The 26,080-nt window shown below is 57.6% G+C and carries 19 protein-coding genes; 16 read left to right on the forward strand and 3 right to left on the reverse strand.

All coding sequences use genetic code 11. The features are described from left to right. Positions 1–22 precede the first annotated feature (22 nt). Genes Q0Y21_RS08880 through Q0Y21_RS08915 form a run of 8 tightly spaced genes read left to right on the forward strand, consistent with a single transcriptional unit; the run spans position 23 to position 7,694 of the window. A complete protein-coding gene (locus Q0Y21_RS08880) occupies positions 23–1,612 on the forward strand; it encodes a hypothetical protein (RefSeq protein WP_297793972.1) in 1,590 nt (529 codons plus the stop codon). After that, the gene (locus Q0Y21_RS08885; protein ID WP_297793975.1) at positions 1,612–4,386 is read left to right on the forward strand and encodes a tetratricopeptide repeat protein; all 2,775 of its coding nucleotides are present in this window, start codon (positions 1,612–1,614) and stop codon (positions 4,384–4,386) included. The genes Q0Y21_RS08880 and Q0Y21_RS08885 overlap by 1 nt, the downstream gene beginning before the upstream one ends. Beyond that, a complete protein-coding gene (locus tag Q0Y21_RS08890; RefSeq protein ID WP_297793977.1) occupies positions 4,376–4,759 on the forward strand; it encodes a hypothetical protein in 384 nt (127 codons plus the stop codon). Before Q0Y21_RS08885 ends, Q0Y21_RS08890 begins: the two co-directional genes overlap by 11 nt. Then, complete coding sequence (locus tag Q0Y21_RS08895; protein WP_297793980.1) at positions 4,760–5,095, forward strand: hypothetical protein; 336 nt, start codon at positions 4,760–4,762, stop codon at positions 5,093–5,095. It abuts the gene before it with no gap. A 16-nt stretch (positions 5,096–5,111) separates the two neighbouring features. Then, the gene (locus Q0Y21_RS08900; RefSeq protein ID WP_297793983.1) at positions 5,112–5,759 is read left to right on the forward strand and encodes a MotA/TolQ/ExbB proton channel family protein; all 648 of its coding nucleotides are present in this window, start codon (positions 5,112–5,114) and stop codon (positions 5,757–5,759) included. Between the two features lie 15 nt (positions 5,760–5,774). Next, positions 5,775–6,263, forward strand: a complete 489-nt coding sequence (locus Q0Y21_RS08905; protein ID WP_297793986.1) for a biopolymer transporter ExbD — start codon at positions 5,775–5,777, stop codon at positions 6,261–6,263. Continuing rightward, a complete protein-coding gene (locus Q0Y21_RS08910; protein ID WP_297793989.1) occupies positions 6,260–6,754 on the forward strand; it encodes a biopolymer transporter ExbD in 495 nt (164 codons plus the stop codon). The genes Q0Y21_RS08905 and Q0Y21_RS08910 overlap by 4 nt, the downstream gene beginning before the upstream one ends. Then, positions 6,747–7,694 (forward strand): AgmX/PglI C-terminal domain-containing protein, encoded by a 948-nt coding sequence (locus tag Q0Y21_RS08915; RefSeq protein WP_297793991.1) that lies wholly within the window; start codon positions 6,747–6,749, stop codon positions 7,692–7,694. Before Q0Y21_RS08910 ends, Q0Y21_RS08915 begins: the two co-directional genes overlap by 8 nt. On the opposite strand, the gene Q0Y21_RS08920 is transcribed toward Q0Y21_RS08915, so the two are convergent. Further along, entirely contained in the window at positions 7,695–8,180 is a 486-nt protein-coding gene (locus Q0Y21_RS08920) for a MaoC/PaaZ C-terminal domain-containing protein (RefSeq protein WP_297793994.1), read from the reverse strand. 186 nt (positions 8,181–8,366) lie between these two features. On the opposite strand from Q0Y21_RS08920, the gene Q0Y21_RS08925 reads away from it, so the two are divergent. From Q0Y21_RS08925 to Q0Y21_RS08935, 3 genes are all read left to right on the forward strand, one after another. Then, entirely contained in the window at positions 8,367–10,040 is a 1,674-nt protein-coding gene (locus Q0Y21_RS08925; protein WP_297793996.1) for a long-chain fatty acid--CoA ligase, read from the forward strand. A gap of 158 nt (positions 10,041–10,198) precedes the next feature. Then, the gene (gene hrpA, locus Q0Y21_RS08930) at positions 10,199–14,143 is read left to right on the forward strand and encodes an ATP-dependent RNA helicase HrpA (protein WP_297793998.1); all 3,945 of its coding nucleotides are present in this window, start codon (positions 10,199–10,201) and stop codon (positions 14,141–14,143) included. A 101-nt stretch (positions 14,144–14,244) separates the two neighbouring features. Further along, positions 14,245–15,366, forward strand: coding sequence for a beta-ketoacyl-ACP synthase III (locus Q0Y21_RS08935; RefSeq protein ID WP_297794001.1), 1,122 nt, complete (start codon positions 14,245–14,247; stop codon positions 15,364–15,366). Between the two features lie 13 nt (positions 15,367–15,379). On the opposite strand, the gene Q0Y21_RS08940 is transcribed toward Q0Y21_RS08935, so the two are convergent. Beyond that, positions 15,380–15,787 carry an acyl-CoA thioesterase gene (locus tag Q0Y21_RS08940; protein WP_297794003.1) on the reverse strand — a complete coding sequence of 136 codons (408 nt, stop codon included), beginning with the start codon at positions 15,785–15,787 and terminating at the stop codon, positions 15,380–15,382. Positions 15,788–15,915: 128 nt separating this feature from the next. Between Q0Y21_RS08940 and Q0Y21_RS08945 the strand changes: the two genes are divergently transcribed. From Q0Y21_RS08945 to dinG, 5 genes are all read left to right on the forward strand, one after another. Continuing rightward, the gene (locus Q0Y21_RS08945) at positions 15,916–16,665 is read left to right on the forward strand and encodes a VacJ family lipoprotein (protein WP_297794004.1); all 750 of its coding nucleotides are present in this window, start codon (positions 15,916–15,918) and stop codon (positions 16,663–16,665) included. A 5-nt stretch (positions 16,666–16,670) separates the two neighbouring features. After that, positions 16,671–18,158: a DUF3336 domain-containing protein gene (locus Q0Y21_RS08950; protein WP_297794007.1), complete on the forward strand. Its 1,488-nt coding sequence runs from the start codon at positions 16,671–16,673 to the stop codon at positions 18,156–18,158. Positions 18,159–18,270: 112 nt separating this feature from the next. Continuing rightward, complete coding sequence (locus Q0Y21_RS08955) at positions 18,271–19,980, forward strand: ExeA family protein (RefSeq protein ID WP_297794010.1); 1,710 nt, start codon at positions 18,271–18,273, stop codon at positions 19,978–19,980. After that, the gene (locus Q0Y21_RS08960; RefSeq protein ID WP_297794012.1) at positions 19,980–20,696 is read left to right on the forward strand and encodes a general secretion pathway protein GspB; all 717 of its coding nucleotides are present in this window, start codon (positions 19,980–19,982) and stop codon (positions 20,694–20,696) included. Before Q0Y21_RS08955 ends, Q0Y21_RS08960 begins: the two co-directional genes overlap by 1 nt. Continuing rightward, positions 20,696–22,891: an ATP-dependent DNA helicase DinG gene (dinG, locus tag Q0Y21_RS08965; protein ID WP_297794015.1), complete on the forward strand. Its 2,196-nt coding sequence runs from the start codon at positions 20,696–20,698 to the stop codon at positions 22,889–22,891. Before Q0Y21_RS08960 ends, dinG begins: the two co-directional genes overlap by 1 nt. A 254-nt stretch (positions 22,892–23,145) precedes the next feature. On the opposite strand, the gene Q0Y21_RS08970 is transcribed toward dinG, so the two are convergent. Continuing rightward, positions 23,146–25,884, reverse strand: a complete 2,739-nt coding sequence (locus Q0Y21_RS08970; RefSeq protein ID WP_297794017.1) for a LuxR C-terminal-related transcriptional regulator — start codon at positions 25,882–25,884, stop codon at positions 23,146–23,148. Between the last annotated feature and the right edge of the window lie 196 nt (positions 25,885–26,080).

A 26,080-nucleotide genomic window follows, 5' to 3' on the forward strand; every position in this document is an offset into this window, starting at 1 on the left:
ATCGATTCTGCTTGCGATAACGATGTTATCGTCGGCAGCAGCCAGTGCCCGTACGGCAGAGGATCTGGCAGCTGGTTTGGCCAGATTCGCGTTGGCCTCGGGGTCACCGGAACAGTCCCTGACCTATTCCCGTAATCTGGATGGCTATCCCGGGGCCTGGCTCAAGGCGCAGGCGTTGATGGCGCTGGGGCAGACAGATAGGGCGAGCATACTCCTGCAGCGCCAGATTGAGAGCGAGCACCAACGTGGGGCCGCCGCGCTGCTCCTGGCGCGGATCGCATTGGACGAAGATGAAGAAGCGGTGGCTCAACAGCGTTTCCAGATCGCCGCTGGCGCCGGCTACGGAGAGGTCAGGCAGCAAGCACTCTACGAGTTGGCGGAGCTCGAGCGCCGGGCAGGCCACCGGGACAGGGCTGGGCGAATTCTGTCGGGGATGGAAGCCGGTTACTGGACGGCTCTTGGCTATATGAATCTGGCGGCGGACTACAGCCAACAGGATCTCAATCCGGCCCGGGCGTTGGTTGCGCTTCGTGTAGCTCTGGCGATGTCTGAGCATGACACGGTCAGCGATCGTAATCGCAATCTGCGAAGCCAATTACTGATGCGTGCCGGTTATTTGTCCTATCGAAATGAAGAGTATGAGAAGGCCATCGGCTTTCTCGAGCAGGTACCCCTCGACAGTTACCACACCCCGCGCGCACTGTATTTTCATGGTTTGGCGTTGACGGCCCGGGATAATCACCGTGGGGCAATGCAGTCCTGGCACCGTGCGAAGAAATACCCTCTGGCTTATCCCGGCGTTCAGGATGCCTGGTTGGGCATGGGGCGGGGGTACGATCTGTCCGGTTATCTCGGTCAGGCAGGGGAAGCGTATCTGGCCGCTAGCGCGTCCTATGAAAGTGAGCGCGTGACGTTGCGCAATCTGGCCTCGCAGATTCGACAGCAGGGTGCGTGGCAAACGCTGGTAAAGGATACACGGGATTCGGAGGTGCAGTGGTTTTTGGCGGATAGCCGCACCCTCACACAACCGCGGCTGGCTTATCTGTTGGGATTTCTGGAAGACCCCGCCGCCCAGGATTTGATGGGCAAGGTATCGGATCTGGCGAGTGTCGAGGCCTCGTTGGAAGAAAAGGCGAACAATCTCGAGGTCTTCAGGGCCGCACTCAAAGACAGACTTGAAACGCCGGCCAATCCGGTTAATGGTCGCGCGGAGGCGTTTCTTGCAAGGCTGGAGAGTCTGCGTGACCGGTTAGAGGGCCTGAAAGACAAATCAGGCCGTCCAGCTCAGCTGGAGACCCTCAACCGTTCTGCCAAGACGTTACAGGACGTGGAGGCGTCCCTGGCATTGTTGGGGGGGAGCCTGGCAAACCGGGATGCCAGACTTGAGCTGCTCCTGCGGAAAACAGAAGCTGTCCTGACCAGGATTCGGGGACTTCGGTCGCGAGCGGCCTCAATCCGGCGGCGCGCGGAAGGCAGGCTTGATGGAATGGCGCTGGCGTTCGTGAGCAGGCACGATGATCAGTTGGTGCATGCGTTGGACAAAACCGAACAGCAGATTGCCCATCTGTATGAATACCTCGCCCTGGAAACTCTGGAAAGGGGAGGTCAGTGATGAGGCCGTTGGTGTTTGGTCTGCTGCTAACCATTTGCGCTGGGCCTCTGGCATACGGCCAGGAATCGTTCCGCGTTGAGCTGGGTAGTGACGGTGAAACCATCGCCGATATGCGCCCGGTATTCATGAAGTTTGAGTCCCGTCCAATGCCTGCCATATCACCGGCGGAGGTGGTCCGGCGTTATCAGCGGTTGTTTGACACGTCGGATGAGCCTCAGGTACGGGTTGATGCGCTGAACCGCCTTGCCAACATCCGGCAGGTGTCCGGGCGGGTCACCCAGACTGACGAATCGCGGGAGCGGCAGCGATACCGGGAAGCCCTGGACAGTTACGAATCGATTATCCAGAGCGGCTCGTTTCATGGAAAGCTGGATGAGCTCCTGTACCAGATGGCCAAGGCCCACGCCTATGTGGGGCAGGGGGATGACTCGATTCAACGGTTAAGGCAACTGACCGGGTTATATCCGGCATCCCCGCTGGTTCCCGAAGCCCGCTTTCGAATCGCAGAAGCCGCATTCTCGGCCGGGAATTACACCGACGCAGAGCTGGAGTATGGTCGACTGATCTCCGGGAGTGGCGGAGACCGCCTCAAGCTCAAGGCTCGCTATATGCAGGGCTGGAGCCAGTACAAGCAGGGCAAGAACGCCTGGGATCGCGCCGCAGCCAGCTTTGTTAGTGTGCTTGATCAGCAGTTACCGAATGCCGCGAGTATCAAGCGGGTTTCCGCCAGTGATGTTGAACTGGTTGATGACACCTTGCGGGTGTTGGCATTGATGGCTGCTGACTCCGCAGGCACAGGCTCCCTGACTGACTGGTTGGGCGGTAACGGGGAGAGGCAGTACGACTATCTGTTGTTTGATCGACTGGCGGATCATTACGCCAGCACGGGAAGGTTTGATAGCAGCGTTTCGGTAAGCCGAGCCTATGCTCAGGCCCGTCCGGACCATCCGACCGCACCAGCATTTCTTGCCCAGGTTATCGACGTATGGACGTTGGCCGGGAAAGGCGACCGGGTTCGCGAAGCACGCGCCGACTATGTCTTGGCGTACAGAAGTGATCATCGGTACGAAACCCTTTCTGATACCCACCAGGATCTGTGGCGCACCCTGAGCCGTCAGTTGGGCGACTACTTTTACGAACAGGGGGAGAGAAGGTCCGGAGGGTGGTTTGGCCAGGCAGCAGCTTATTATGAGGGGCTCAGCAAGCGAACCGACGAGCCGGGCGAGATCCTGAGACTGGCGGGTGACGCCAGGTTGCAGGCCGGACAGGACCAGCCCGCTTTGGAGAACTATCGGCAAGCCGCCTATCGAGCCGATGGGTATCGCGATGCGGCCAGTGCGGCATGGGCCGCGATAACCATTCACCGGAACAGCCTGGACGACCGCATAACGTTTGAAACCAGCTTGCAGGCGTTATCATCGGAGGCAGACCGGTTCGCCGACCGTTTCCCGGACGATCTCCGACTTTCCGGACTTAACGCTGATATTGCCAATCGCTGGCTGGAGCAGCAGGCGTATTCGGAGGCCCGTCGATTTGCCCAACGCGCCACTACCCAAACATCCGCAAGCCCCGATGAGCGCTACAGTGCCTGGCTGGTGCTTGGTGAGGTCCATACAGCAACCGGCGACCACGGGTTGGCTGAGCATGCGTGGCACAACGCGGCTACCTTGATCCGCGAACACGCCCTGGACGATGTTGATGCAGCCGAAGCGAATGAGGTGCTGTTACAACTGGCCAGGTCAGTTTACCGCCAGGGGGAAGCCGCACAGCAGGCAGGCGCTACCGATGCGGCCGTAACGCATTTCCAGCGGGTGGGCTCGGTACTTCCTGGCTCGGAAATTGCCATCAAGGGTCTCTATGATGCCGCCAACAGTCTGATGCTGGCGGAACGTTGGCAGGCGGCTATCCATGAATTGAAACGATTCCGCGCTGAATTTCCTGATCACAGCCTGACGGTCGACATCAGCGACAAACTGGTCCTCGCCTACACCCGTTCCGATCAACCTGTTCGTGCCGCGTCGGAACTGATCGATAACTCCTCAATGAGTGAGCCTCATTGGCCCCGACAACTGCGCGCTGCGGAACTGTTTCATCAGGGCGGCGCCATTGATCGTCGTAATGGCATTTACCAGCAATTCCTTGCCGAATCGTCTGAGCCCGTAAGCGCTGCTGAGCACATCCAGGCCCAAACCATGCGTCAACGGCTTGTGGATTCGGGTGTGTCCCCTGATAACTATCGGGAGCAGCTGGTGAGCACCGAGCTCGCCAGTCAATGGCATTCGCCTGACACCCTGAAATGGGCCGCCAGTGCAGCTATGGCTTTGGGGCGCATGAGTGTCAGGAAATTTGAGGCGATAGCACTGCAATATCCCCTGGCAGAGTCGCTGGCACGAAAACAGGCAGCGCTTGAGAAGGCAACGCAGCGGTTTGCAGAGGCGATTCGGCTGGATGCGCAAACCGTTCAGTCCGAAGCGTTATTCCGGCGGGCTGAGCTCTATCGGATGCTGGCAGCGGACCTGATGGCGTCCGAGGTGCCGGACGAACTGAACGATCTTGAGCGTGCACAGTACCTAATGCTCCTTGAGGAAGAGGCTTATCCCTTCGAAGAGAAAGCTATCCGACTGCACGCGCGCAATCATGAGCTGCTGGCAGAAGGGGAGTACACCGAGTGGGTCGGTAAGAGCCTGGAAGTTCTTGCTGAGCTGTTTCCGGGACGCTACGACCGGAATGTGCGTTGGATGACGAGGAATGAGGAGTCCAGTGATGATGCCTGAGTACCGAGTGTTGGTAATGCTGGTTGTGCTCGGTGTCCTGGGCGGTTGTGCTGGCCGACCGGCCCCCGACCAGAGCCGTGGGGAAGTCAGGGTGGAGCCTGTCACCAGGGAGGATGTGGTGCAGATCAACAACCAGGCCCTGTCACTTAAGGAGCAGAGCAGATTTCGCGAAGCCGCAACGTTACTGCGTTCCGGTATTCAATCATCCCCGGACACACCCGAGTTGCATTACAACCTCGCCGTCATTTCTGAACTCTACCTGTTAGACCTCGAAGCCGCGCTGGTTCACTACCGCCAATATCGCGAGCTGTCTGGCAGCGAGGATAAACGGGTGGCCGGATGGATTGCGGACCTGGAACGGAGGCTTCAGTAAATGCTCAAACGAATCTGTCTTGTTGCGTTGGCAGGACTGACAATCATGGTCGGCGGACCAGCCGTAGCAGGCGCCGCCGCCGCGAACCGCTCTGGCGACTCTCCGCCTGTCGAACTGAGAGTGGAAGGCATTACCGCCCATTCGGCTGATGATGATCCCGGTGTGCTGTACATCCTTCCGTGGCAGCCGCCGACCTTGCCGCGTCGGCCCCGGGCAAGGCTGGATGACAGTGCCCCCGATTTGCTTGAACCCCAGGATCCGATGGCCCTTGAGCGCCACCGGATATTTCGTGAAACCCTGAATCCGTCACCGGATTCTTACCTGTCTGTGCAGTAACTGCAGGAGTCTGATTATGCTGGAAACCGTCATTCGCTTTTTTCAGGAAGGTGGTCCGTTTATGTATCCCATCGCCGTGGTTCTGGCGATAGGTCTGGCCATTACCGTGGAACGTTTTCTGTATCTGGGCGCCATGCGTCGTCGCAACCGGCTGGCATTTGAGAGAGGGATACTGCCATTACTGCAGAAACGGGACTATCAGCGTGCGATGAAAGCCGCCAACCGTTCCGACAGTGCCATTGCGTCGATTATGGGGGCGGGAATAGGCCGGCTGCTCAACAATAATCGGCGGGAAGAAATTGAATACGCCATGGAAGAGGGCCTGATGGAGGTGTTGCCGAGACTGGAAAAGCGTACACAGTACCTGGCGACCCTGGCCAACATCGCCACCCTGATGGGCCTGCTGGGTACCATTATTGGTCTGATCTCGGCGTTTACCGCCGTTGCCGCCGCAGATCCGGCCCAGAAAGCGACACTGCTGTCTGAAAGTATCTCGGTGGCGATGAACACCACTGCTTTCGGCCTGATGTCGGCCATCCCCCTGCTCATGTTTCATGCGCTATTGCAGACCCGCACCAATGAGATCGTCGACAGTTTCGAAATGGCGGGTGTGAAGTTGCTTAACATCATTTCAGATCAGGGCGCCGCGGAGTCCGCCGCCTGAGTCAGGGGTCGTAGTATGAGACGCAGACATCGCCGGGTCGCCAGTAGCCCGGAGCTGGACATCACCGCCTTCCTTAACCTGATGATTGTGCTGGTGCCGGTCCTGTTGCTGGGCATGGTGTTCAGTCAGGTTCGTACCATCGAGCTCCACTTCCCGGGCATGGAGCCCGGGAAGGCGCCGTCCGCCGAACAGTTGCGGCTGGTTGTGACCATTATCCCGGAGGGCATCGAGGTATCAGACAGTGAGCGCGGCGTCATTCGCGCCTTACCGTTAAAGGAAAGTGAACAGGACTTTGCCGGGTTGCTTGAAACCCTTAAAGGCATCAAGGCCAGAGTGCCGGACAAGACCGATGTGGTACTCGAAGTCGGGCCGGATATTGACTACCAGACCCTGGTGACCGCGATGGATACCGTGCGTTCCTATCCGGCGGTTGTGGTTGCCAGCCCGGTCGAAGCGGAACTGTTTCCGGATGTGGCCCTGGCGAACGCTCCGGAGGACACATGAAAACCTCCCGTCGTTCCCGCCGCATACAGCGGCATTACCGGCGTATGCATCGCGCTGGCGGGCTGAATCTGGTGTCGTTGATGGACATTTTTACCATTCTGGTGTTCTTCCTGATGGTCAATTCCTCTGATGTAAAGGTGATGCAGAACACCGCAGATGTGCCACTACCGATGTCTTCTGTTCGGCAGGAGGCAGAGGAGACCCTCACCGTGCAGATCAGTGGGCAGTCGGTACTGGTGCAGGGGCGTGAGGTGGCCCGCCTTGACAGTATTGAATCGCAAAGTAGCACAGTGGCGGGCCTGGCCGATGAGTTGGCCTGGCGTCGTGAGCGCCTGAGTGCTGTGCCTGAGCAGGGCCTGGAAGTCACCATCCTGGCCGGTCGCGACATCAGTTACCGGCTATTGCGTAGGATAATGCAGACCTGTGTTGACCAACAGTACCGTCGGGTGAGGCTTGCGGTTGAATCCATCGGGGAGGTTCGAAATGGCTGAACCTTCCGGTTACCGCACGGGTTTACCGTGGTCGTCAGCAAAGGGTGAAAACGGTCGCTTTGGTCTCATATTACTGGCCACATTTGCCCTGTTTATCCCCCTGGCGGCATGGATCCCCGGTCTGGAACTGCCTGAACCAGAGCGCAGTGACAGTGAAGAGGTATCGCCGAGGTTGGCAAAACTGATTGAACAGCGGGAGCCCCCGGCGCCCATCCAGCCCCCTGATCCGATACCGGAACCGCAACCCGAACAGGAGGCAGCAGCGGACGCCCCCGCGACCAAATCGCAGGAAAGCGCACCCCAGCAGCCGAAGCCTGATTCTCCGCCCAAACCGGACCGGCAAACCGTCGAGCAGGCCAGGGAGAGGGCGTCCCGGTCCGGGCTGCTGGCCATGAAAGAGCAATTGGCAGCTCTCCGATCTCCCGGGCCGGAATCGGATCAGCCGTTGGTTGCCAATGTCTCTGACAGAGCCACCGGGGGACAACCGCCGGCGATTGATGATTCTGCCGAGATCCTGCAGGGCAGTGGCGGAGTGACCAGCGAGCGCGGTCCGAAAAAGCAGGTGGATGTTGCAAGCCACGAGGTGCGCGAGGTCAAAGTGGCCCGTGAGCCTGAACCTGCGGCAGCCGCCAAACCAGCACCGGGCCCGGCGGAAAGGGGGATGAGCAATATCCGGAAGGTGTTTAATGCCCAGAAAACCGCCCTTTATTCCCTGTACCGTCGGGAACTGAGGCAGGATCCCACTCTGGAGGGCAAAGTCTTGCTGGAACTGGTGATTGAGCCGGACGGCTCGGTTTCCCGTTGCGACGTAGTCAGTTCCGAGCTGGATAACCCGGAACTTGAGCGCCGCATAGCCATGCGGGTGCAGCTGTTTAACTTCGGGGCCGACAATGTTGCGGCCCGTAAGGTGAAATTTCCGATCGATTTTCTGCCGGGGTAATCAGTACTCGATGATGATGTTTGGCATGCGGGGCGTCTTCAGTGAAACCTTCTTGGTCGGGGCAATCACCTTTGCCTCGCCGCTGACCACTTTCTCATCCCTCTGGTTTCGAACGTCACAATCGAATACAACGCGGTTTTTCGGCTCTTTTTTCTGTACCGTCAGGGTGACTGTCAGGGTATCGTCCAGTTTTACCGGTCGTTTGAAGGACAGGTTTTGTTCCAGGTAAATCGTGCCCGGCCCGGGCATGACTGTGGCCAGTGCAGCGGAAATCAGAGAGCCACTCCACATACCGTGGGCGATGCGCTCTTTGAACATGGATTCGGCAGCGAACTCGGAGTCCAGATGTACCGGGTTTACGTCACCGGATACCGCTGCGAACAGCACTAGCTCGTCCTCGGTCAGCGTTCGGCTGAAGGTGGCGGAGTCACCTTCCTTGAGTTCGTCGTAGGTGAAATTTTCAAGGGTATCCGGTGTTTCACTCATGGTTTGCTCCACAGATTTGTCGATTCAACGGGGCCAGAACAGGTGTGCTCTGAAAACTACCTCATCGTTCACAAAACTGCTATTCTCTGACCCTCATTTTTCGGCTGATACTTTTGTCGAGTTGATTTTTTAATCTATCGACACTGGTAAATCATTATAAACACAAGCGCCAAACAGGAGATGGTGATGGATTTCGAGCAGTTCTATCAGGACAAATACCCCGCTGGTGTCCCCCGCGAGGTTGACCTGAACAAATACAAAAGCATGGTTGATGTATTTGAGCAGGCCGTTAAGAAATACGCGGATCGGCCCGCATTCAGTGCTGTTGGCGCCACTCTGACATACCGAGACCTCGACACCCAGAGCCGCAATTTCGCAGCCTGGCTGCAGAACAAGACCGATCTCAAGCCTGGCGACCGTATCGCCGTGCAGATGCCCAACGTCAGTCAGTACCCGGTTGTGGTGTTCGGCGCCATGCGTGCCGGTCTGATCGTCGTGAACACCAACCCGCTGTACACCACACGGGAAATGGAACACCAGTTCAATGACTCCGGTGCCAAAGCGCTGGTGGTTCTGGCCAACATGGCGGAAAACGCCGAAAAGGTGCTGCCACAGACTGGCATTGAACACGTAATTGTTACCGAAATTGCTGACATGCATTCGCCGATCAAGCGGACTCTGATGAATGCAGTGGTCAAGCACGTCAAGAAGATGGTGCCGCCTTTCAATCTGCCTCAGGCCCACAAACTGCCCGCAGTCCTGAGTGCCGGTGCCCGGGAAAAGTTTACCCCGGTTGATTGCAAGCAGGATGACATTGCCGTGTTGCAGTACACCGGCGGTACCACGGGTGTAGCCAAGGGGGCCATGCTGACCCACGGCAATCTGGTGGCCAACCTGTTGCAAACCCGCCCGATGATGGAAGACATTGTGGTGGAAGGTCAGGAAGTGGTTATCGCACCACTGCCTTTGTACCACATCTATTCCTTTACCCTGAACTGCGGGATTATGCTGGAAGCCGGCGCACACAACGTGCTGATTCCGAACCCCCGCGATATTCCGGGCTTCGTGAAGGAATTGAAAAACCACAAGTTTACAGCCTTCCTGGGTCTGAATACCCTGTTTGTGGCGCTTTGCAATAACGATGACTTCAAGGCTCTGGACTTCAGCGGACTGAAACTGACCTCATCCGGTGGTATGGCGCTGACCAGTGATACTGCCAAGATGTGGCAGCGTGTCACCGGGTGTGAAATCAGTGAAGGCTATGGCATGACCGAGACATCCCCGGTGGTGACGTTCAACCCTCACAGCGCCATTCAGCTGGGCACGATTGGTCTTCCGATTCCCTCGACCATGATCAAGACCATCGACGACGAAGGTAACGAGACTTCGCTGGGCGAGCCTGGTGAGCTTTGCGTCAAGGGACCACAGGTTATGCGTGGTTACTGGCAGCGTCCGGAAGATACCCAGAAGTCCTTCACCGAGGACGGCTACCTCAAGACCGGTGATGTTGCCCTGATCCAGGAAGACGGGTATATCCGCATCGTGGATCGCAAGAAGGACATGATCATCGTGTCTGGCTTCAACGTCTTCCCGAACGAAATCGAAGACGTAGTAAGCAGTCACCCGAAAGTGGTTGAGTGCGCCGCCGTTGGTGTTCCGGATGCCAAGAGTGGCGAGGCCGTGAAGGTATACCTGGTGGCGACTCCCGAAGGTGTTTCCGAGAACGAACTGAAGGAATTCTGTCGCGAGCGTCTGACCGCCTACAAGGTGCCGAAGAACTTCGAGTTCCGGGATGAACTGCCCAAGACCAATGTGGGCAAGATCCTGCGTCGCGAGCTGCGTGACGAAGCGAACGCCTAGTAAAGGTCGAGAGTAGAACCGTACCAGGCCAGAGTTTACTGGCTTTACGGATCAGAAAACCCCGCTTTGGCGGGGTTTTTCCGTTTAACAGGCAGGCAGTTCCCGTTAGACTGACGCCAATTTCCTTTGATCTATATCGAAACTGGTGAATCCTGTTCATGCCCCGGACCCCGTCGCAATCATCATCTGCCACACTGGATACCGCTTCCACACCGGACAATAAGGCCGCCGTCAAAGCCATCATGGAGCAGCTGAACTCGTGCAATCAGCAGGAAGCTGCCCGTATCCACAAATTATTGGCGAGGAAGAAGGGGAAGCCAGGGCAAAAAGACCTTGAGAAAATGGCTGTTTGGCTTGATCGCGGTCTGGCGAGAGTGCAACAACGCCAGGCCCTGCACAAGCCGGCAACCTTTCCGCCGGACCTTCCGGTGTCGGAGCGGGTGGACGACATCCGTGACGCGATCGATAAACATCAGGTGGTGATCATTGCCGGTGAAACCGGCTCCGGTAAAACCACTCAGATTCCGAAAATCTGTCTGAACAGCGGCCGGGGTATCCGAGGACTGATCGGCCATACCCAACCGCGGCGCATTGCTGCACGTAGTGTGGCCGGACGAATTGCCGAGGAACTGGGGGAGCAGACCGGGCAACAAGTGGGCTATCAGGTTCGCTTTACCGATAACACCTCCGAGCAATCCCGCGTCAAGGTGATGACCGATGGGATTCTGCTGGCGGAGGTTCAGCACGACCGATTCCTTGATCGCTACGACACCCTGATAATCGACGAGGCCCATGAACGAAGTCTCAACATCGACTTCCTGTTGGGTTACCTGCGCCAGTTGCTGCCCAAGCGTCCCGACCTGAAGGTCATCATAACCTCGGCAACCATTGAGGTTGAGCGCTTCAGTCATTTCTTTGGTGATGCGCCTGTCATCGAAGTTAGCGGCCGCACTTACCCGGTGGATGTTCGATATCGCCCTTTGGTCGGTGATGAGGATGATCGCGACCAGAGCTGGACGGATGGAGTGATCAGCGCGATCGAGGAAATCGAGCAGCACGAACGTCAGGAGAAAAAGCCACCGGGCGATGTTCTGGTGTTCCTGCCGGGTGAGCGGGAAATCCGCAACCTGAGCAAAGTGCTCCGCCATGTGGATCTCAGGCATACCGAGGTCCTGCCGCTATATTCCCGTTTGAGTAACCAGGAGCAGAACCGGGTGTTCCAGGGGCACCGGGGCCGGCGCATTGTGTTGTCTACCAATGTGGCGGAAACGTCCCTGACGGTGCCGGGCATCCGTTACGTGATCGATACCGGGGTGGCGCGAATCAGTCGCTACAGTGTTCGTTCCAAGATCCAGCGGCTGCCGATTGAGCCCGTTTCCCAGGCCAGCGCCAACCAGCGGGCAGGGCGCTGTGGCCGCGTGGCGCCGGGCATCTGTTTTCGGCTGTATGACGAGACGGATTTTATCAATCGTCCGGAATACACCGATCCCGAGATCCTTCGCACCAACCTGGCCTCCGTCATTCTCCAAATGGCAACGTCCGGACTCGGGGAAATCCGTCATTTCCCGTTTCTGGAGGCCCCGGACCGTCGGTTGATCAATGACGGCTACAAACTGCTCGAAGAGTTAGGTGCCGTTGATGAAAAACGGCGAGTGACCTCTCTGGGCCGCACCATGTCACGGTTGCCGCTGGATCCGCGACTGGCGCGGATGCTGGTTACCGCCGCCGAGCAGGGCAGTCTCGCGGAAACCCTGGTGATTATCGCGGGCCTGAGTATTCAGGATCCGCGGGAGCGCCCACAGGAGAAGCAACAGGCGGCAGACCAGGCCCATGCGCCGTTCAACGATAAGGAATCGGACTTTGCCAGTCTGCTGAATCTGTGGAATTTCTATGAAGAGCAGCGGCAGGAGCTGTCCCAGAACCAGCTCAAGAAGGTGTGCCAGAAAACCTTCCTGTCCTGGATGCGCATGCGGGAATGGCGGGACATCCACCGGCAGCTCACGCTGATTTGCCGTGAGCAGAAGCTGGCTTTTAATACTAAGCCGGCGTCTTATGATTCTCTTCACAAAGCCATATTGGCAGGCCTGTTGGGGCAGGTGGCGTTAAAGGTGGAGAAGCGGGAGTACCTCGCCACCCGTAACCGCAAGGTCACGCTGTTCCCCGGCTCCAAAGTGTCAAAAAGTGCACCCAAATGGATCGTGGCTGCAGAAATCGTCGAAACCAGCCGTGTCTTTGCGCGAATGGTGGCGGCAATCCAGCCGGAATGGATTGAGCCTCTGGCCGGTCATGTGGTGAAACACCATTATTTTGAGCCGCACTGGGAGCAGAAGCGCGCTCAGGTCATGGGCTACGAAAAAGTCACTCTGTATGGCCTCGACGTGGTGCCTCGCCGGCGGATCCCTTACAGCAAGGTAGATCCAAAAGAATGTCGGGAACTGTTTATCCGCCGCGCTCTGGTGGAAGGTGACTACCGATCCCGCGCTCCATTCATTGAGCGCAATCGCGAGTTGCTGGACACCGTCGAGAATCTGGAAAAGAAAACCCGGCGTCGCGATCTGTTGGTGGATGATGAAGCCCTGGTGGCATTCTACGACCAGCGTTTGCCGGAAGACATTGTCAGTGGTCGCCATTTCGAAAGCTGGTGGAAGAGCCTCAGCGCCGAAGGCCTGAAAAACATGGAGCTGACCGAACAGGACATTCTGCAGCGGCCAGTGGATGAGCAGGCGGACTCGTTGTACCCGGATTTTCTTGAGTGGGAAGGCGTGCAATATCCTCTGAGTTACGAATTCGAGCCCACGAGTGAACGGGATGGTGTCACCCTTCAGGTGCCCCTGATGGCCCTCAAGCAGATTCCGGCACGCAGACTGGAGTGGCTGGTGCCAGGGCTGCTACGGGAAAAATGCATCGCCCTGGTCAAAGGGCTTCCCAAGGCCCTGCGCCGGAATTTTGTGCCGGTACCGGATTTTGTAGACGCCGCCCTGGAGAATATGCAGCCGTCCAATCAACCCCTCGCTATTCAGCTCGGTGAGCAGTTGCGGCGAATGACCGGGGTACGGATTGATCCCGACGCCTGGCCGGAAGACGAGTTGCCCCGACATCTGCGAATGAACGTCCGGGTGATGGGGGATGGCGGCAAAGTGATGGCCGAAGGGCGGGAAACCTCAGCGCTGCAGGACCAGCTTGAAGGCAAAGCTGAAGCGGCCCTGGCCTCCGCTGCCCAGGCACCGGATGACTCCCCGTTGGAGCAGGAGTCTGTCGACTGGGATTTCGGATCGCTCCCGGAGTCGGTACAAACCGAAAAAGGCGGTATGCAGGTGACGGTCTATCCAGCGCTGGAAGACCTCGGTAAAGCGGTAAAGCCAGCCCGGCACCTGGATCCGCTGACCGCTGAGGATGCGACCCGCAAGGCGGTCGCCAGGCTCATGCTCAACCGTTTCGGCAATACCCTGGATGATCTGGAGCGTAAACTTCCGTTCTTCAAAGGTTCGGCGTTGATGTTTGCACCGGTGGGGCAGGCCAGGGTGTTACTGGATGACTTGCTGGTGGCGACCGCCATGGAGCACTTTCTGTCGGACGGTCTGCCCCGTGACCGACAGCAGTTCGAAGCTAGGTTTGACAGTAAGCGGGGCGACTTCATTCCAGCGCTGGAGGAGGCGGACGAGCGGCTTCATCAGGCGATGAAGGGCTACCATGCTGTCGCCAAACAGCTAAAAGGCAAAATCAGCCTGGCGCAGGCGAACAGCATGGCCGATCTCAAGTTCCAGCTTCAAAACCTCGTCTATCCCGGTTTTCTGGTTTCCACGCCCACCCCTTGGCTGGAACAGTTTGGCCGCTACTTCGAGGCCGCCGCCATCCGGTTCGAGAAAATGCCCCGGGAAATGGGGCGTGAGCGGGAATTTCTCCACACGATTGAGCCGCTCTGGTCGCGCTATGCCAGCAAACAGGCGGAACAGCAGCGCCAGGGAGTGCGGGATCCGGAACTGGTGCTGTATCGGTGGATGCTGGAGGAGTTCCGGGTGTCTTTCTTTGCCCAGCAACTGGGTACGGTCATTCCAGTGTCCGTAAAACGGCTGGACCGCCAGTGGGAAAAGACCCGTGTCTGAGGCCTCCTTGGGCGCGAGCAAATTGTCAGGACTGTGTTACTATTTGGTGCATAAGCGGAATGTTCTTTCATTTGTTTTCATTACCATGACGTGGGGTTAGCGTGATTAAAGCCGTCATCAGCGGAACCGGTCTGTATACACCGCCTGCAACCATCGACAACGACGAATTGGTGGAGGCGTTCAACGCCTTCGTAGAGATTCATAATAGCCAGCATGCCGACGAGATCGCCCGTGGCGATATGGAAGCGCTACAGCCTTCCTCCTCGAGCTTCATTGAAAAGGCATCCGGCATTAAACGTCGTCACGTGATCGACAAGAGTGGCATTCTTGATCCGGAGCGAATGGCGCCACGTATTCCCGACCGGGGAAACGACGAGCCGTCGGTACAATGTGATATGTCGGTTGCGGCCTGTAAGCAGGCCCTGGAGCAGGCCGGGAAGACTGCCGCGGACGTGGATGCGGTGATCGTTGCCTGTTCCAATATGCAGCGTCCTTATCCGGCCGTTTCCATTGAAGTCCAGGACGCATTGGGGATTGATGGCTTCGCCTACGATATGAATGTGGCATGCAGTTCAGCCACGTTTGGCCTGCAGGCGGCGGTCAATTCCGTGGAAAACGGCAGCGCCCGCGCGGTGCTGGTGGTCAGTCCTGAGATTTGCTCCGGCCACCTGAATTTCAGGGACCGCGACAGTCACTTCATTTTCGGCGATGCCTGTACCGCCATACTGGTGGAGCGTGAGGAAGATACGGCTTCGGGGCAGGGCTTTGAAATTCTTGGTACCAGTCTCAAGACCAAGTTTTCCAACAACATTCGCAATAACTTCGGCTTCCTGAACCGGGGCGACGAGTCAGGAATCGGCAAGCCGGACAAGTTGTTCGTGCAGCAGGGTCGGAAGGTTTTCAAGGAAGTGTCCCCGCTGGTTGCGGAAACGATTCTGAATCAGCTTAAAGGGCTGTCGCTGGCACCTGAGGATCTGCGTCGCATGTGGTTGCATCAGGCAAATCTGAACATGAATCAGTTGATCGCCCGCAAGGTGCTGGGCCGTGACGCGGATACCGATGAGGCCCCGGTAATTCTCGATGAGTACGCCAACACCAGTTCCGCAGGTTCCATCATTGCCTTCCATAAACACAAGGATGACCTGAAGTCCGGTGACCTGGGTGTGATCTGTTCTTTCGGCGCGGGTTACTCTATCGGCAGCGTGGTGGTACGCCGCCGATAACAGAACCTGCCATCTACTCCGCTGCCAGAGCCCTGAGTGTGTCTGGCAGTCGGGTTGATGAGCGGTTCACCCGGTCGAACCAGACAATCTTGGCGTAACCCTCGGCATACAGCTCCCCCGTTTCGGCGTCCGTCAGGGTATGGTACGTATCCAGACTGGAATTACCGGCCTTGTCGGCGTATGTTTTCACCACAACGGTGGCGGGGTGGTTCAGTTCTTTCAGAAAGGTGGCGCTGGTCTTTATAATGATCGGGCCATCGGCTGCCTCGGGACCGCCTAATTCAAGGGATCCTAGCCATACGATCCGGGCTTCCTCGAAGAATCGGAAGAAGACCGTATTGTTGGCGTGGCCGTAAGCATCCATATCTCCCCAGCGAAGGGGGACGGACAAGGTGTTGACTAGATTTCCCGGTACTGACATCGGGTTCCTCCGAACCTGAGAGCGAATAAAAAGAAAAACAGAGCCGGTATTTTCGACGAACTGAAACGGATTTAACAACCTCAGGCTCAAAAATGACAGATTATTTTTCCCGGTGCCGGACGTTTGGAATGGTTTTGGCCGCTCTCATTGGATTTGTGGGAGGTGCTGCGCAGGTGGCCGCCCAGAACGTGCAGGAACCCGCTCCGGAAATGTCCGGTCCGGTGGATGAAAGTGATCCTTATGAAAGCTGGAATCGCAAGGTCTATTCCTTTAATGAGACTATAGATAACTGGTTCCTGAGGCCGGTGGCCCAGACGTACCGGACGGTGATGCCAGGGTTCGCTGACCGTGCCGTGACCAATTTTTTCAATAACCTCACAGAAATTCGGAATTTCGCAAACAGTCTGTTCCAGCTCAAAGCGGAGTCCGCTGTGGTCGCAGCTGGCCGGTTCACCTACAACACTGTGTTCGGACTGGGAGGGTTGATAGACGTCGCTACCGCTTTTGATCTCCCGGAGCGTCCGGAGGATTTCGGTCAGACCCTGGGATACTGGGGCGCCGATTCGGGTCCATACCTGATGCTGCCATTCCTGGGGCCGTCCAATCCCAGGGATTTTGTCGGGCTTGGCACTGACATTCTGGTTCTTCCGTCCGCCTGGGATGCCGTAGAGGAGCCGGACGTTTACTTCGCCAGAGCTGTGCAGATCGTGGATAAACGGGCCGATCTGATCCCGGCGGAAGGCTTTATGTCGGGGGATGGCTATACTTTCGTCAGGAACGCGTATCTGCAACGCAGGGAATACCTGATCAACGATGGTAAGACGATGTCGGACCCGTTTGCAGATGAAGATGATGATCTGATGCTGGAAGATTTCTGACCGCGATGACCGATGACCGCATTCGCAAGTTTCGGAAAATGCTGGCTGAGGCGCCCAATTACGAGGTATGGAAAGCCGCGGCACTCGAACTCGACTTCCTTGAGGGGAACGTGGAGTGGAAAGAGGAATTTGTTTCCGATCTCTATCACTATGAGCTGATCTATGACCGGCTCAGCAACCTTCGCCAGTATCGACAGCAGAATGATTTCGAACGGTTGAAGCGAGCGCTGCGGGAAGGACTTCATCACGATCTCGGCAACATGGGTAACGCAGCCCTCTATAGCCGTTCCCGCGTAGGTACCAAGCACCTGGTGGAGGAGTACATTACCCAGGTGTGTGAAGCGCTGGATTTCCTCTGTGATCATCCTGTGCCCGGCTTCCCGGTGTCCGAGAAACTGCAGTTCTTCCGCGATACCCTGACCAGTTACGGTCGCCCAACGCTGTTGCTCAGCGGCGGGGCGACGCTGGGCATGTTCCATTTTGGGGTGATCAAGGCATTGTGGGAAAAGGGGCTCTTGCCCCAGGTGATAGCGGGCTCCAGTATCGGTGCGATCATCGCCGGAATACTGGGTGTCCATACCGATGCGGAAGTTCCCGAAATGCTGGTCCCGGAGAACCACCACCTGAAAGCCTGGAAGTGGCGCGGTCTGATCAGTGCGATGCAGGGGGACGGGCTTATGGACCAGGACCAGTTGAAAGCCTGTCTGAGAGCGAATATCGGTGAGTACACGTTCGAGGAGGCATTCCAGCGCACCGGTCGCTCCATCAATGTCAGCGTATCGCCGGTGCAGGCGCATCAGAAGGCACGGCTATTGTGCGGATATACTTCGCCCTATCTTCTGGTGTGGAGTGCAGCCCTGGCCAGTGCAGCGGTACCGGGCATTTACCCACCGGTGACCCTGATGAAGAAGGACATGCACGGAAACGAGCTGCCTTACACCTCCCGATTGAAATTCGTGGATGGATCGGTCGTCAGTGACCTGCCCATTGAACGTCTGATGCACCTTTATGACGTGAACTTCACCATTGTCAGCCAGACCAATCCCCACGTTGTGCCGTTCCTCAATCGACGTGGTCGGGACGAAAAGCTAAGTCTCGTAAATCTGCCAATGCACTTGTTGAAATCCGAAATCCAGTTCCACGGGCAGGGACTGTTTGATTATCTCCGGAAACGGGTTCGCCCGGAGATCATGCGCCAGATGTCGGGGCAGCTGTATACCATCATGGCCCAGCGTTATTCCGGTGATGTCACCATCGCACCGTCATACCGGCTGCGGGATTTTCGGCGTATGCTGGCGAACCCGGAGCCTGAGTATGTCCGGGAAATGATCCTGGCCGGTGAACGTGCGACCTGGCCAAAGATTTCGATGATCCGCTCCCATGCCCGTATCTCCAAGACCCTTGAGCGTTGTGTCCGGCGACTCAAACAGCAGCAAAAGCGGGTAAACGCCGAGCTCAGACTGGTAAGCAATGCAGATTCCGGGTCCTCCTGAGATGACATCTCCCGGAGCCGGGCGGTATGATACCGCGATGGCCGGGAAGCCTTCTGGGGAATCGCCCCCACTGACTTCCGCAAGCTCCGTTTGAGCACCTGACTGGACTCTCATGTACTACGAATTTTTCGGTTTTCGGGAACCCCCGTTTTCGATTGCTCCGGACCCCCGTTATCTGTTTCTGAGCGAGCGTCATAAAGAGGCGCTCGCTCACCTGATGTACGGCGTCCAGGGGCAGGGGGGCTTTATTGTGATTACCGGTGAGGTGGGCACCGGTAAGACCACCGTGAGCCGGTGTTTTATCGAGAACGTCCCGGATCATGTCGATATTGCGTTGATCCTCAACCCCCGGCTATCAGCCAGGGAGCTGTTGTCCTCCATTTGTGATGAACTCGAGATTCCCCATCCGGTCGGGGCCAGCATCAAGCAGTTGGTAGACCTGATCAACGCCGACTTGCTCAAGGCCCACGGCGCAGGGCGTCACAAGGTTCTGATGATCGACGAGGCCCAGAACCTGTCTGCCGACGTGCTTGAACAGCTTCGGCTGTTAACCAATCTGGAAACGGCAGAGAAAAAACTGCTTCAGATCGTCCTGCTGGGCCAGCCAGAACTTCAGGAACTGCTGGCGAGGCCGGAACTACGTCAGCTAAATCAGCGTGTTACCGCACGTTACCACCTGGATTCCCTGGGCAGGGATGAGCTTCCGGGGTATCTGAGGTATCGCCTCGGTGTCGCGGGTCTCAGAGCGGATATATTCACCGGCGGTGCTGTTAAAACACTGTTCAAGGTCAGTAACGGCATCCCCCGGTTGATCAACCTGATCAGCGACCGCGCGTTACTCGGAGCTTACGCCGAAGGTGAACATGTCATTACCGCGAAACATATTCGCACCGCGGCGAAAGAGGTCAACGGTGGCCATTTTGCGGCTGCGCAGAAGGTAGCAGGGGGCGGTAATAACCGGTCCCGATATCTTGCCCTGGTTGCGTCGGTGCTGGTCGCCGTTGCCGGCACTGCCTGGTTGTTGGAGCGTTGGCAGGTAGGCGCGGAGGCTTCAACTCCATTAGCCGGGGAGCAGAGCTTAGCCGTTACCGGTACCATTGAGCGTGTAGATACTGAACCCGCCCCGGCACCCAAGACGTCGGAGCCGGAACCAGAACCAGAACCAGAGCCCGTAACGGAACCTATCCTGTCGTTTGAATTCGACACCCACGGTCAGTCACAGGTCAGTGCTTTCCGCGGCTTGTTTGAACTTTGGGGGATTGACTATGTACCTTCCGATAACCCCGATCCCTGCATTTTTGCCCGGATTGAGGGGCTATCCTGTCTTCAGCGACAAGGCACGCGCCGAAGCCTTGAGCGGCTGAATCGACCGGCCATTCTTGAGCTTCGCAACCCGCAAGGGCAGCGTCGATATGTCACCGTCCGACATCTCAAAGAGAAACAGGCTGTTGTGGTGACACCCGGAGGCTCGGAGGTCTTCCCGTTTGATTCCCTTGAAGCCTTCTGGTTCGGCGAATTCACGGTATTGTGGCAGTTACCCCCCTATATGGATGATAGCGATGAGAATACCGACACCAGCACAGAGCAGCTGTGGCTGAGCTCCCGGATGATGGAGCTGGCAGACCTGCTGGCCAGTGGGCGCGAGCAAAGCGACCAGGTCAAGCGTATGGAGACCGAAGAGCAGGTGCGCTGGTATCAGGACCAAAAAGGACTCGTGGTGGATGGTATTGCCGGCGCTATGACTCTCATTCAGATTACCAACGATCTGAATGAAGACGTCCCACGGCTGGTGACGGTTGATGCCTTGTGGGAGGATAACTGATGTCCTACATCCTGGATGCGCTGCGGAAGTCGGAGACAGAACGTCGTCAGGGCAAGGTGCCTGATCTCGGTCAACAGGTGCAACTTATTCATAAGCCCCGAAAGAGGTCGGTATCCGCGGCTGTTTGGGTGGCGATTGCGTTGATCATTAATGCGGCAGTCCTGGCGGTGATTTTCTGGCCGGGGAACATCACCTCGGTCGGTAGCGAGCCAGATGTGTCCGCCGGTGAGCCTGGTGTGCAAGCCGCCGAGCCAGAAACAACGACGGAGCCCCGCCAAACCGCTAGTCAGGATCAGCCCCCTGAGCCAGACACCGCCGAGCCCGTACCAGCTCCGCCCGCTGAAGAGCCGGTGGATGCCATAGCAGAGAGTGGGGGAGGCGAACCCCGTGTTCGTCCGACAGTGATCGTACCCAACCGGACGGTGGTCGATCCCGTTCAAACTCAGCCCGAGCAGGAGCCAGTAGGCCGCGTGCCCCACCTGGTTGAATTACCCTTGCCGTTCCAGAAGAGTATTCCCGATTTGATTTTTAACAGCCATATTTACTCGTCAGAACCCAGTGCCCGACGGGTAATGATCAACAATCAATACATGCGGACCGGCGACAGTTTCTCCGGTATCCGTGTTGAGCGCATCACTGAAGAGGGTGTGGTGCTCAGCAAAAATGGCCGCCAGTTCCGCGTCGGTGTGGTTCGTGACTGGATGAGCCCCCGCTGATGGCCCTGACAGACGACACCAAGCAGCAGATTCAACAGGCTTACCGCGATGTCCTGGCCGGAAAAGACATTCGTGCCCGTTACGGCCAGCGGCTGATGATTGCGGAAATCGCCCGTTACATGGGCGACATCACCGATAATGACGGACAGCGAACGTCGCCGCCGTCCGCCTGTGTTGTGGAGGCTGGAACTGGTACCGGTAAAACCCTGGCGTACCTGATCGCCGCCATCCCTGTGGCCAAAGCCCTGGGCAAGACCCTGGTGATCTCGACCGCGACGGTGGCACTGCAGGACCAGATTGTTCACAAGGACCTGCCGGATCTCAAGAAACACAGCAAGATGGACTTCACCTGGACCCTGGCCAAGGGAAGAGGGCGCTATCTCTGCATGTCCCGCCTGGAAGCCCGTCTCCATGACGAGGGCAACGGCGACAGCGATACCATGCCATTGTTTCTGCTGGACGGCCCTGGTAACGAGGAACCCGGGACCCGTGCCTTCTTCGAAGACATGCTGGCCAGCTACGGTTCCCGGACCTGGGACGGTGACAGGGACCACTGGCCGGATCAGATTCCCGATGATATCTGGCGTCAGGTCACCACCGACCACCGTCAGTGCACCAACCGCCACTGCAGCTACTTTGATAGCTGCGCGTTCTTTGACGCCCGAAAAGACCTGGACGACGCCGATATTGTGGTCGCGAACCACGACCTGGTCCTGGCTGATCTTGCCCTCGGCGGGGGTGCCATCCTGCCCGAGCCGGAGAACGCCCTGTTTATCTTTGACGAGGCCCATCACCTCCCGGACAAGGCGTTGAACCACTTTGCCGCATCGGTTCCGCTGAATGCGACCCGCCAATGGCTCAAACAGCTGTCCCAGGCATTGGGGAAAATGCAGCCTTTCCTGGCGCCGGCCACTCAGGCAGCCAAGACCATTGATCGCGTCAGCGAAGCGTCCCGGGGCGTTGATGTGGCCCTGACCGAGGTTTACAGCGAAGCGGAGCAGAATACTGGCTGGGAGTTCAGCGAAGAGCGCCGCTCGGCACAGTGGCGATATCCGGAAGGCGAGTTGCCGGAAGTCCTGGCCGGCCTGGCCGCCAACGCACGGCTCGCGACGGCAAGCCTGGTGCGACAGCTTGGTGTGTTGGTGGATGAACTGCAGAAGGCATTTGATGAGCGCAAAGAACACGATGTCGACCGGGAGACCGCGGAGTCCTGGTACCCGGTCATCGGCTCGTTTCATGCCCGTGCGGAAGACCAACTCCGTCTCTGGGCGGCTTGGTGCGAAGCCACGGGCCCTCAACCCGTTGAAAGTGAAGACGATGCTCAGGGTGAGGAAATCACCGTAAAACCCAAGCTGAAGAGTCCGCCGCCGGCTCGCTGGGCGGTTCGCCAGAGGTGGGATCACGCCGAGGACATTACCCTGTACAGCAGCCCGGTATTGGCGGACAACCTGCTGTATGCACGGCTGTGGTCCCGGGCTTATGGCGCGGTTCTGACCAGTGCCACGTTGACCGCTCTTGGTCGCTTTGATCGGTTGCAGGCACGAGCTGGTCTTCCTGAGGCCAGTCGTTTCCTCGTGGTTCCCAGTTCCTTTCGCTACGCCGAGATGGCCACTGTGGAGGTGCCCGCCATGACGGCGATGCCGAGTGATGATGCTTTCACCGATGCGCTGGTGTCACGGCTGCCTGATCTTTGGGTCGGCGAGAAGGCAACCCTGGTGCTGTTCACGGCCCGTCGTCAGATGCAACTGGTGCGGGATGCCTTGGCGCCGGAGTATCCTGACCTGATCATTACCCAGGACGATATGGCCAAGGGGGAGGTGCTGCGTCAACACTGCAGCCGTGTGGACGAGGGGCGCCCCAGTGTCCTTTTCGGGGTCGCCAGTTTTGCTGAAGGCATCGACCTGCCGGGTAAATACCTTGGGCACGTGGTTATCACCCGGCTGCCATTCTCCGTGCCGGATGACCCGATAGAAGCCAGTCTGGCCGAATGGGTCTCCCAAAGGGGCGGCAACCCGTTTATGGAAATCACCGTACCGGATGCGTCCATCAAACTGGTTCAGGCGGTCGGTCGTTTGCTGAGGACTGAGCAGGACACCGGTCGGGTAACCATCCTTGACCGGCGTATCGTTACCCGACGCTACGGTCAGTTGCTGTTGGATGCATTGCCACCATTTCGACGTATCATTGAGCAGTAGGCCATAAAAAAAAGAGCCATACCGGTCGGGTATGGCTCTTGTCAAAAGGGTTCTGCTGAACCCGGGCGTCGAAACGCGGAACAAGGATTCTGAAGGCCTGAAGTTTCAGAATTCCTGATGAGGCCTTGCCTCACCCTGAAAAGAATCATAGAAGAAGGTAGGGCGTACCCGGATCGTCCAAAGGGCGTAGTGGGGCGGAATAGTTCGATGAAAATGTGATTCCTGTCACATAACGCTGGCTGTTCGGACCTGGTTTACTCCAGTAGCGCCAGCTCCCGTGCTTTTGCCAGCGCTTCGGTGCGGCGGCTGACGCCCATCTTCCCGTAAAGATTACGGATGTGTGCCTTGACGGTGGCAGGCGCGACGTTCATTCGGCTGGCAATGTCTTTGTTCGCCAGTCCCTCGTTGATCAGGGACAGAACTTCTTTTTCTCTCTGGCTCAGGGGTTCCGCCAGGGCTGCGCTGGCACTGGCGGTCCTTTCTTCATTGCTGTTTCTGGCTACGGCTGGCTCCGGACTCTTCGAACCATCGCCAATAGTGCGGAGCATAGCCAGCAGACTGCTGTTCCATCTTGACGGCGCGCGCAGGGCAGGTAGCTCCATCAATCGCTGACGTACGTTCGGGCTCTCCTCTGCGAATAGCCTCATGAACCCCGCGTCTGATGCCTTCTGTGCCGCCTGGGACAGCATCTGATTGGCCTCAGGGATCTTCCCTTCGACGTAAAGGGCTTCGGAGTAGACTGTGAGAATTTCCACCAGATGACGGAAATGCTGGTCCTTTTCTGCGCTGAGCCTGAGTGGTATGAGTGTCGCTATGGCGTCCGCCGGGCGGCCAGCCGCCACCATCACCCTGGCAATACTGATCTGATTCTGTTCCCGGTTCAGGGGATTGGAAAAGTGCTCATCAGCGACTGATTGAGCCCACCGCTCGGCCTGTTGAAGGCGGCCGGCTGCCAGGTAGCATCGGGCAAGTAACGCCGAGCAGGCCGGGGGTTCGAAGACAATATGATCGCGCCTTCGGCGAGCTACTGTGGCGGCATCCTCCAGTGCTTCGATGGCCTCTTCGAAGCGGCCCTCACTAAAGGCGAGATGGCCACTCACATACTGAATTATCACGTGCTGACCGGGCTCGGTACCGTTGGCCACATGTTCCAGCAGTGGCGCAAGGTGTGAAGTTGCCAGTTCGGGCTCGTTACGTTCCCGGTAAATCTCCGTCAGCGCGCTGTTTTGCCAGCAGGAAATCAGCCTGGGTTGTGCCGGATCGGCATAATGCTGGTCCACCCAGTGCCGGACCGATGTGCAGGTTTCCAGTGCATCGTCGATATCACCACGATTGTATTGGATCCACGCCAGCAAACCGCCACTGGATAGTACCGTATTGGGTTTTCGCTCCAGTTCTCCATAGCGGACAGCGGAACGCAGGGCCTCCCTGGCAGATGGCAGATCCCCCTTGCCGTAATAGTCCAGGCCGATGCCATAGTAGGTGACGGACTTGAGCGGGATGCGGGTGTGATCGATGTCCATGAGCACCTGGCGCGTCAGGTCGCTGGCACTCTTGTCATCACTTCGGGTGCGGGCCAGGTAGGAGCGGATCAGGGAAATTTCACTTTGTAGGCCCAGGGCGCCTTCGGCGTCAGGATGGGAGTCCGCGACGCGCTGATCGAGAATATCTTCGAGATTCGAAAGCAACGGCTCCAGCATGTCAACGCGATTGGCAAAGAACAGCGACCAGATCCGTAGCATCTGAAGTTGGGGGCTATCCTCCACCATGTTAGCAGGGAGGGAATCCAACCAGTTGAGGACGGGGAGATGGTATCCCCCGTGAATCAGGTTGTTGCCGTGTTCTGTGAGTACCTGCGCCAGCCAGATCCAGTCCTGCTGGCGAACAATCTGGGCAATACCTTCCTGGACGTGGTCGTGATTCAACAGCCATGACACCGCCCGCTGCCAGTGTTGTTCCGTGACTTCGGGACGCGAGGTCCAGGCTCGTTGCAGCAGTGCATCCCGGAACAGGTCATGGTACCGGAACCAGTGGTTGCGGGTGTCCAGGGGGATCAGGAACAGGTTCTGCTTCAGTAACTGCTCAAGCATGGACTGACTGTTTGATGCGCCCCGCACGGCATTGCACAGAGGAGCGCAAAGCTTTGGGCAGCAGGCGGTACTGAGCAGGAAGTCACGGATTGCTTCGGGTTGCTGTTCCAGAACTTCACTGAGCACGTAATCATTGATTCGGCGCTCGTCAACGTCGATCGTCATTGGCGGGGACGAGGATTCGCTGGCAGGCGGGCCGACACCGGAGGCTGGTGATAAGAGGGCCGACAACTGCATTGCTGCCACCCAGCCTTCGGTTTTCCGGAAGATTTTGCGGATCTCCTGTTCGGAGACCGCCAACTCCATGGTGTCCCGGAAAAAGCGACGGCATTCTTCTTCGGAGAACGCCAGCAGGTTCGGGTGAATGTCTTCAATCCACTGGCGAACCCGCCAACGCGCCAGAGGCAGGGGAGGCTCTGTCCGTGACGCCAGAGTCAAGGTAATACCTGGCGGCAGATAATCCACAAAGTAGGAAAATTGACGCAGGATGTCCGTATTCCGGATCAGGTGGAAGTCGTCGAGGACCAAAGCCCATTGGGTGCCATCGTCGGCCAGCGCATTAAGAAGGCTGGTAATGGGGCCTTCCAGCTCATGAGTTGAGCAATGGCTGAGTTGCTGGCGGCAAGAGTCCAGACCCGTCATCCCGCTGTATTCCAATGCCCCTGCCAGGTACTGCCAGAAACGCCGGGGCTCATCGTCGTGGTCATCAAGGGAGAGCCATGCGGTTGATGTTCCCTGTTGTGTGCACCACTGACTGACCAGTGTTGTCTTGCCGAAACCCGCTGGCGCAACAACCAGGTTGAGACGTTTAGGGGAGCCGGGTTGCAGCAGACGGCACAAGCGCTCCCGCCACACCGCGCGGGGATCAGAGGTTGGTCTGAGGAACTTCGTGGTCAGCAGCATCGTATCCCTGAATGCACTCGGAGTATCGAACTCGGATTGTGTGCTTTGCGACACTGAAGTCAAGGGTACTTACTGCAAAAAGGGCATTAGCAATGCGGCGTTATTCGATTTTTGGTCTAAACTGAGGGGGAGTCATTATGTATATTAAAAAAGAATGAAAAATAGAATTTTTATGCGTATTCTGTGTTTTATCAGT

It is taken from the genome of uncultured Marinobacter sp. (assembly GCF_947259545.1).
Classification (GTDB): Bacteria; Pseudomonadota; Gammaproteobacteria; order Pseudomonadales; family Oleiphilaceae; genus Marinobacter.

Coding starts and splice junctions, on each gene's coding strand:
- Q0Y21_RS08880 (WP_297793972.1), top strand. CDS start 23: ATGTTATCGTCGGCAGCAGCCAGTGCCCGTACGGCAGAGGATCTGGCA.
- Q0Y21_RS08885 (WP_297793975.1), top strand. CDS start 1,612: ATGAGGCCGTTGGTGTTTGGTCTGCTGCTAACCATTTGCGCTGGGCCT.
- Q0Y21_RS08890 (WP_297793977.1), top strand. CDS start 4,376: ATGATGCCTGAGTACCGAGTGTTGGTAATGCTGGTTGTGCTCGGTGTC.
- Q0Y21_RS08895 (WP_297793980.1), top strand. CDS start 4,760: ATGCTCAAACGAATCTGTCTTGTTGCGTTGGCAGGACTGACAATCATG.
- Q0Y21_RS08900 (WP_297793983.1), top strand. CDS start 5,112: ATGCTGGAAACCGTCATTCGCTTTTTTCAGGAAGGTGGTCCGTTTATG.
- Q0Y21_RS08905 (WP_297793986.1), top strand. CDS start 5,775: ATGAGACGCAGACATCGCCGGGTCGCCAGTAGCCCGGAGCTGGACATC.
- Q0Y21_RS08910 (WP_297793989.1), top strand. CDS start 6,260: ATGAAAACCTCCCGTCGTTCCCGCCGCATACAGCGGCATTACCGGCGT.
- Q0Y21_RS08915 (WP_297793991.1), top strand. CDS start 6,747: ATGGCTGAACCTTCCGGTTACCGCACGGGTTTACCGTGGTCGTCAGCA.
- Q0Y21_RS08920 (WP_297793994.1), bottom strand. CDS start 8,180: ATGAGTGAAACACCGGATACCCTTGAAAATTTCACCTACGACGAACTC.
- Q0Y21_RS08925 (WP_297793996.1), top strand. CDS start 8,367: ATGGATTTCGAGCAGTTCTATCAGGACAAATACCCCGCTGGTGTCCCC.
- hrpA (WP_297793998.1), top strand. CDS start 10,199: ATGCCCCGGACCCCGTCGCAATCATCATCTGCCACACTGGATACCGCT.
- Q0Y21_RS08940 (WP_297794003.1), bottom strand. CDS start 15,787: ATGTCAGTACCGGGAAATCTAGTCAACACCTTGTCCGTCCCCCTTCGC.
- Q0Y21_RS08945 (WP_297794004.1), top strand. CDS start 15,916: ATGGTTTTGGCCGCTCTCATTGGATTTGTGGGAGGTGCTGCGCAGGTG.
- Q0Y21_RS08950 (WP_297794007.1), top strand. CDS start 16,671: ATGACCGATGACCGCATTCGCAAGTTTCGGAAAATGCTGGCTGAGGCG.
- Q0Y21_RS08955 (WP_297794010.1), top strand. CDS start 18,271: ATGTACTACGAATTTTTCGGTTTTCGGGAACCCCCGTTTTCGATTGCT.
- Q0Y21_RS08960 (WP_297794012.1), top strand. CDS start 19,980: ATGTCCTACATCCTGGATGCGCTGCGGAAGTCGGAGACAGAACGTCGT.
- dinG (WP_297794015.1), top strand. CDS start 20,696: ATGGCCCTGACAGACGACACCAAGCAGCAGATTCAACAGGCTTACCGC.
- Q0Y21_RS08970 (WP_297794017.1), bottom strand. CDS start 25,884: ATGCTGCTGACCACGAAGTTCCTCAGACCAACCTCTGATCCCCGCGCG.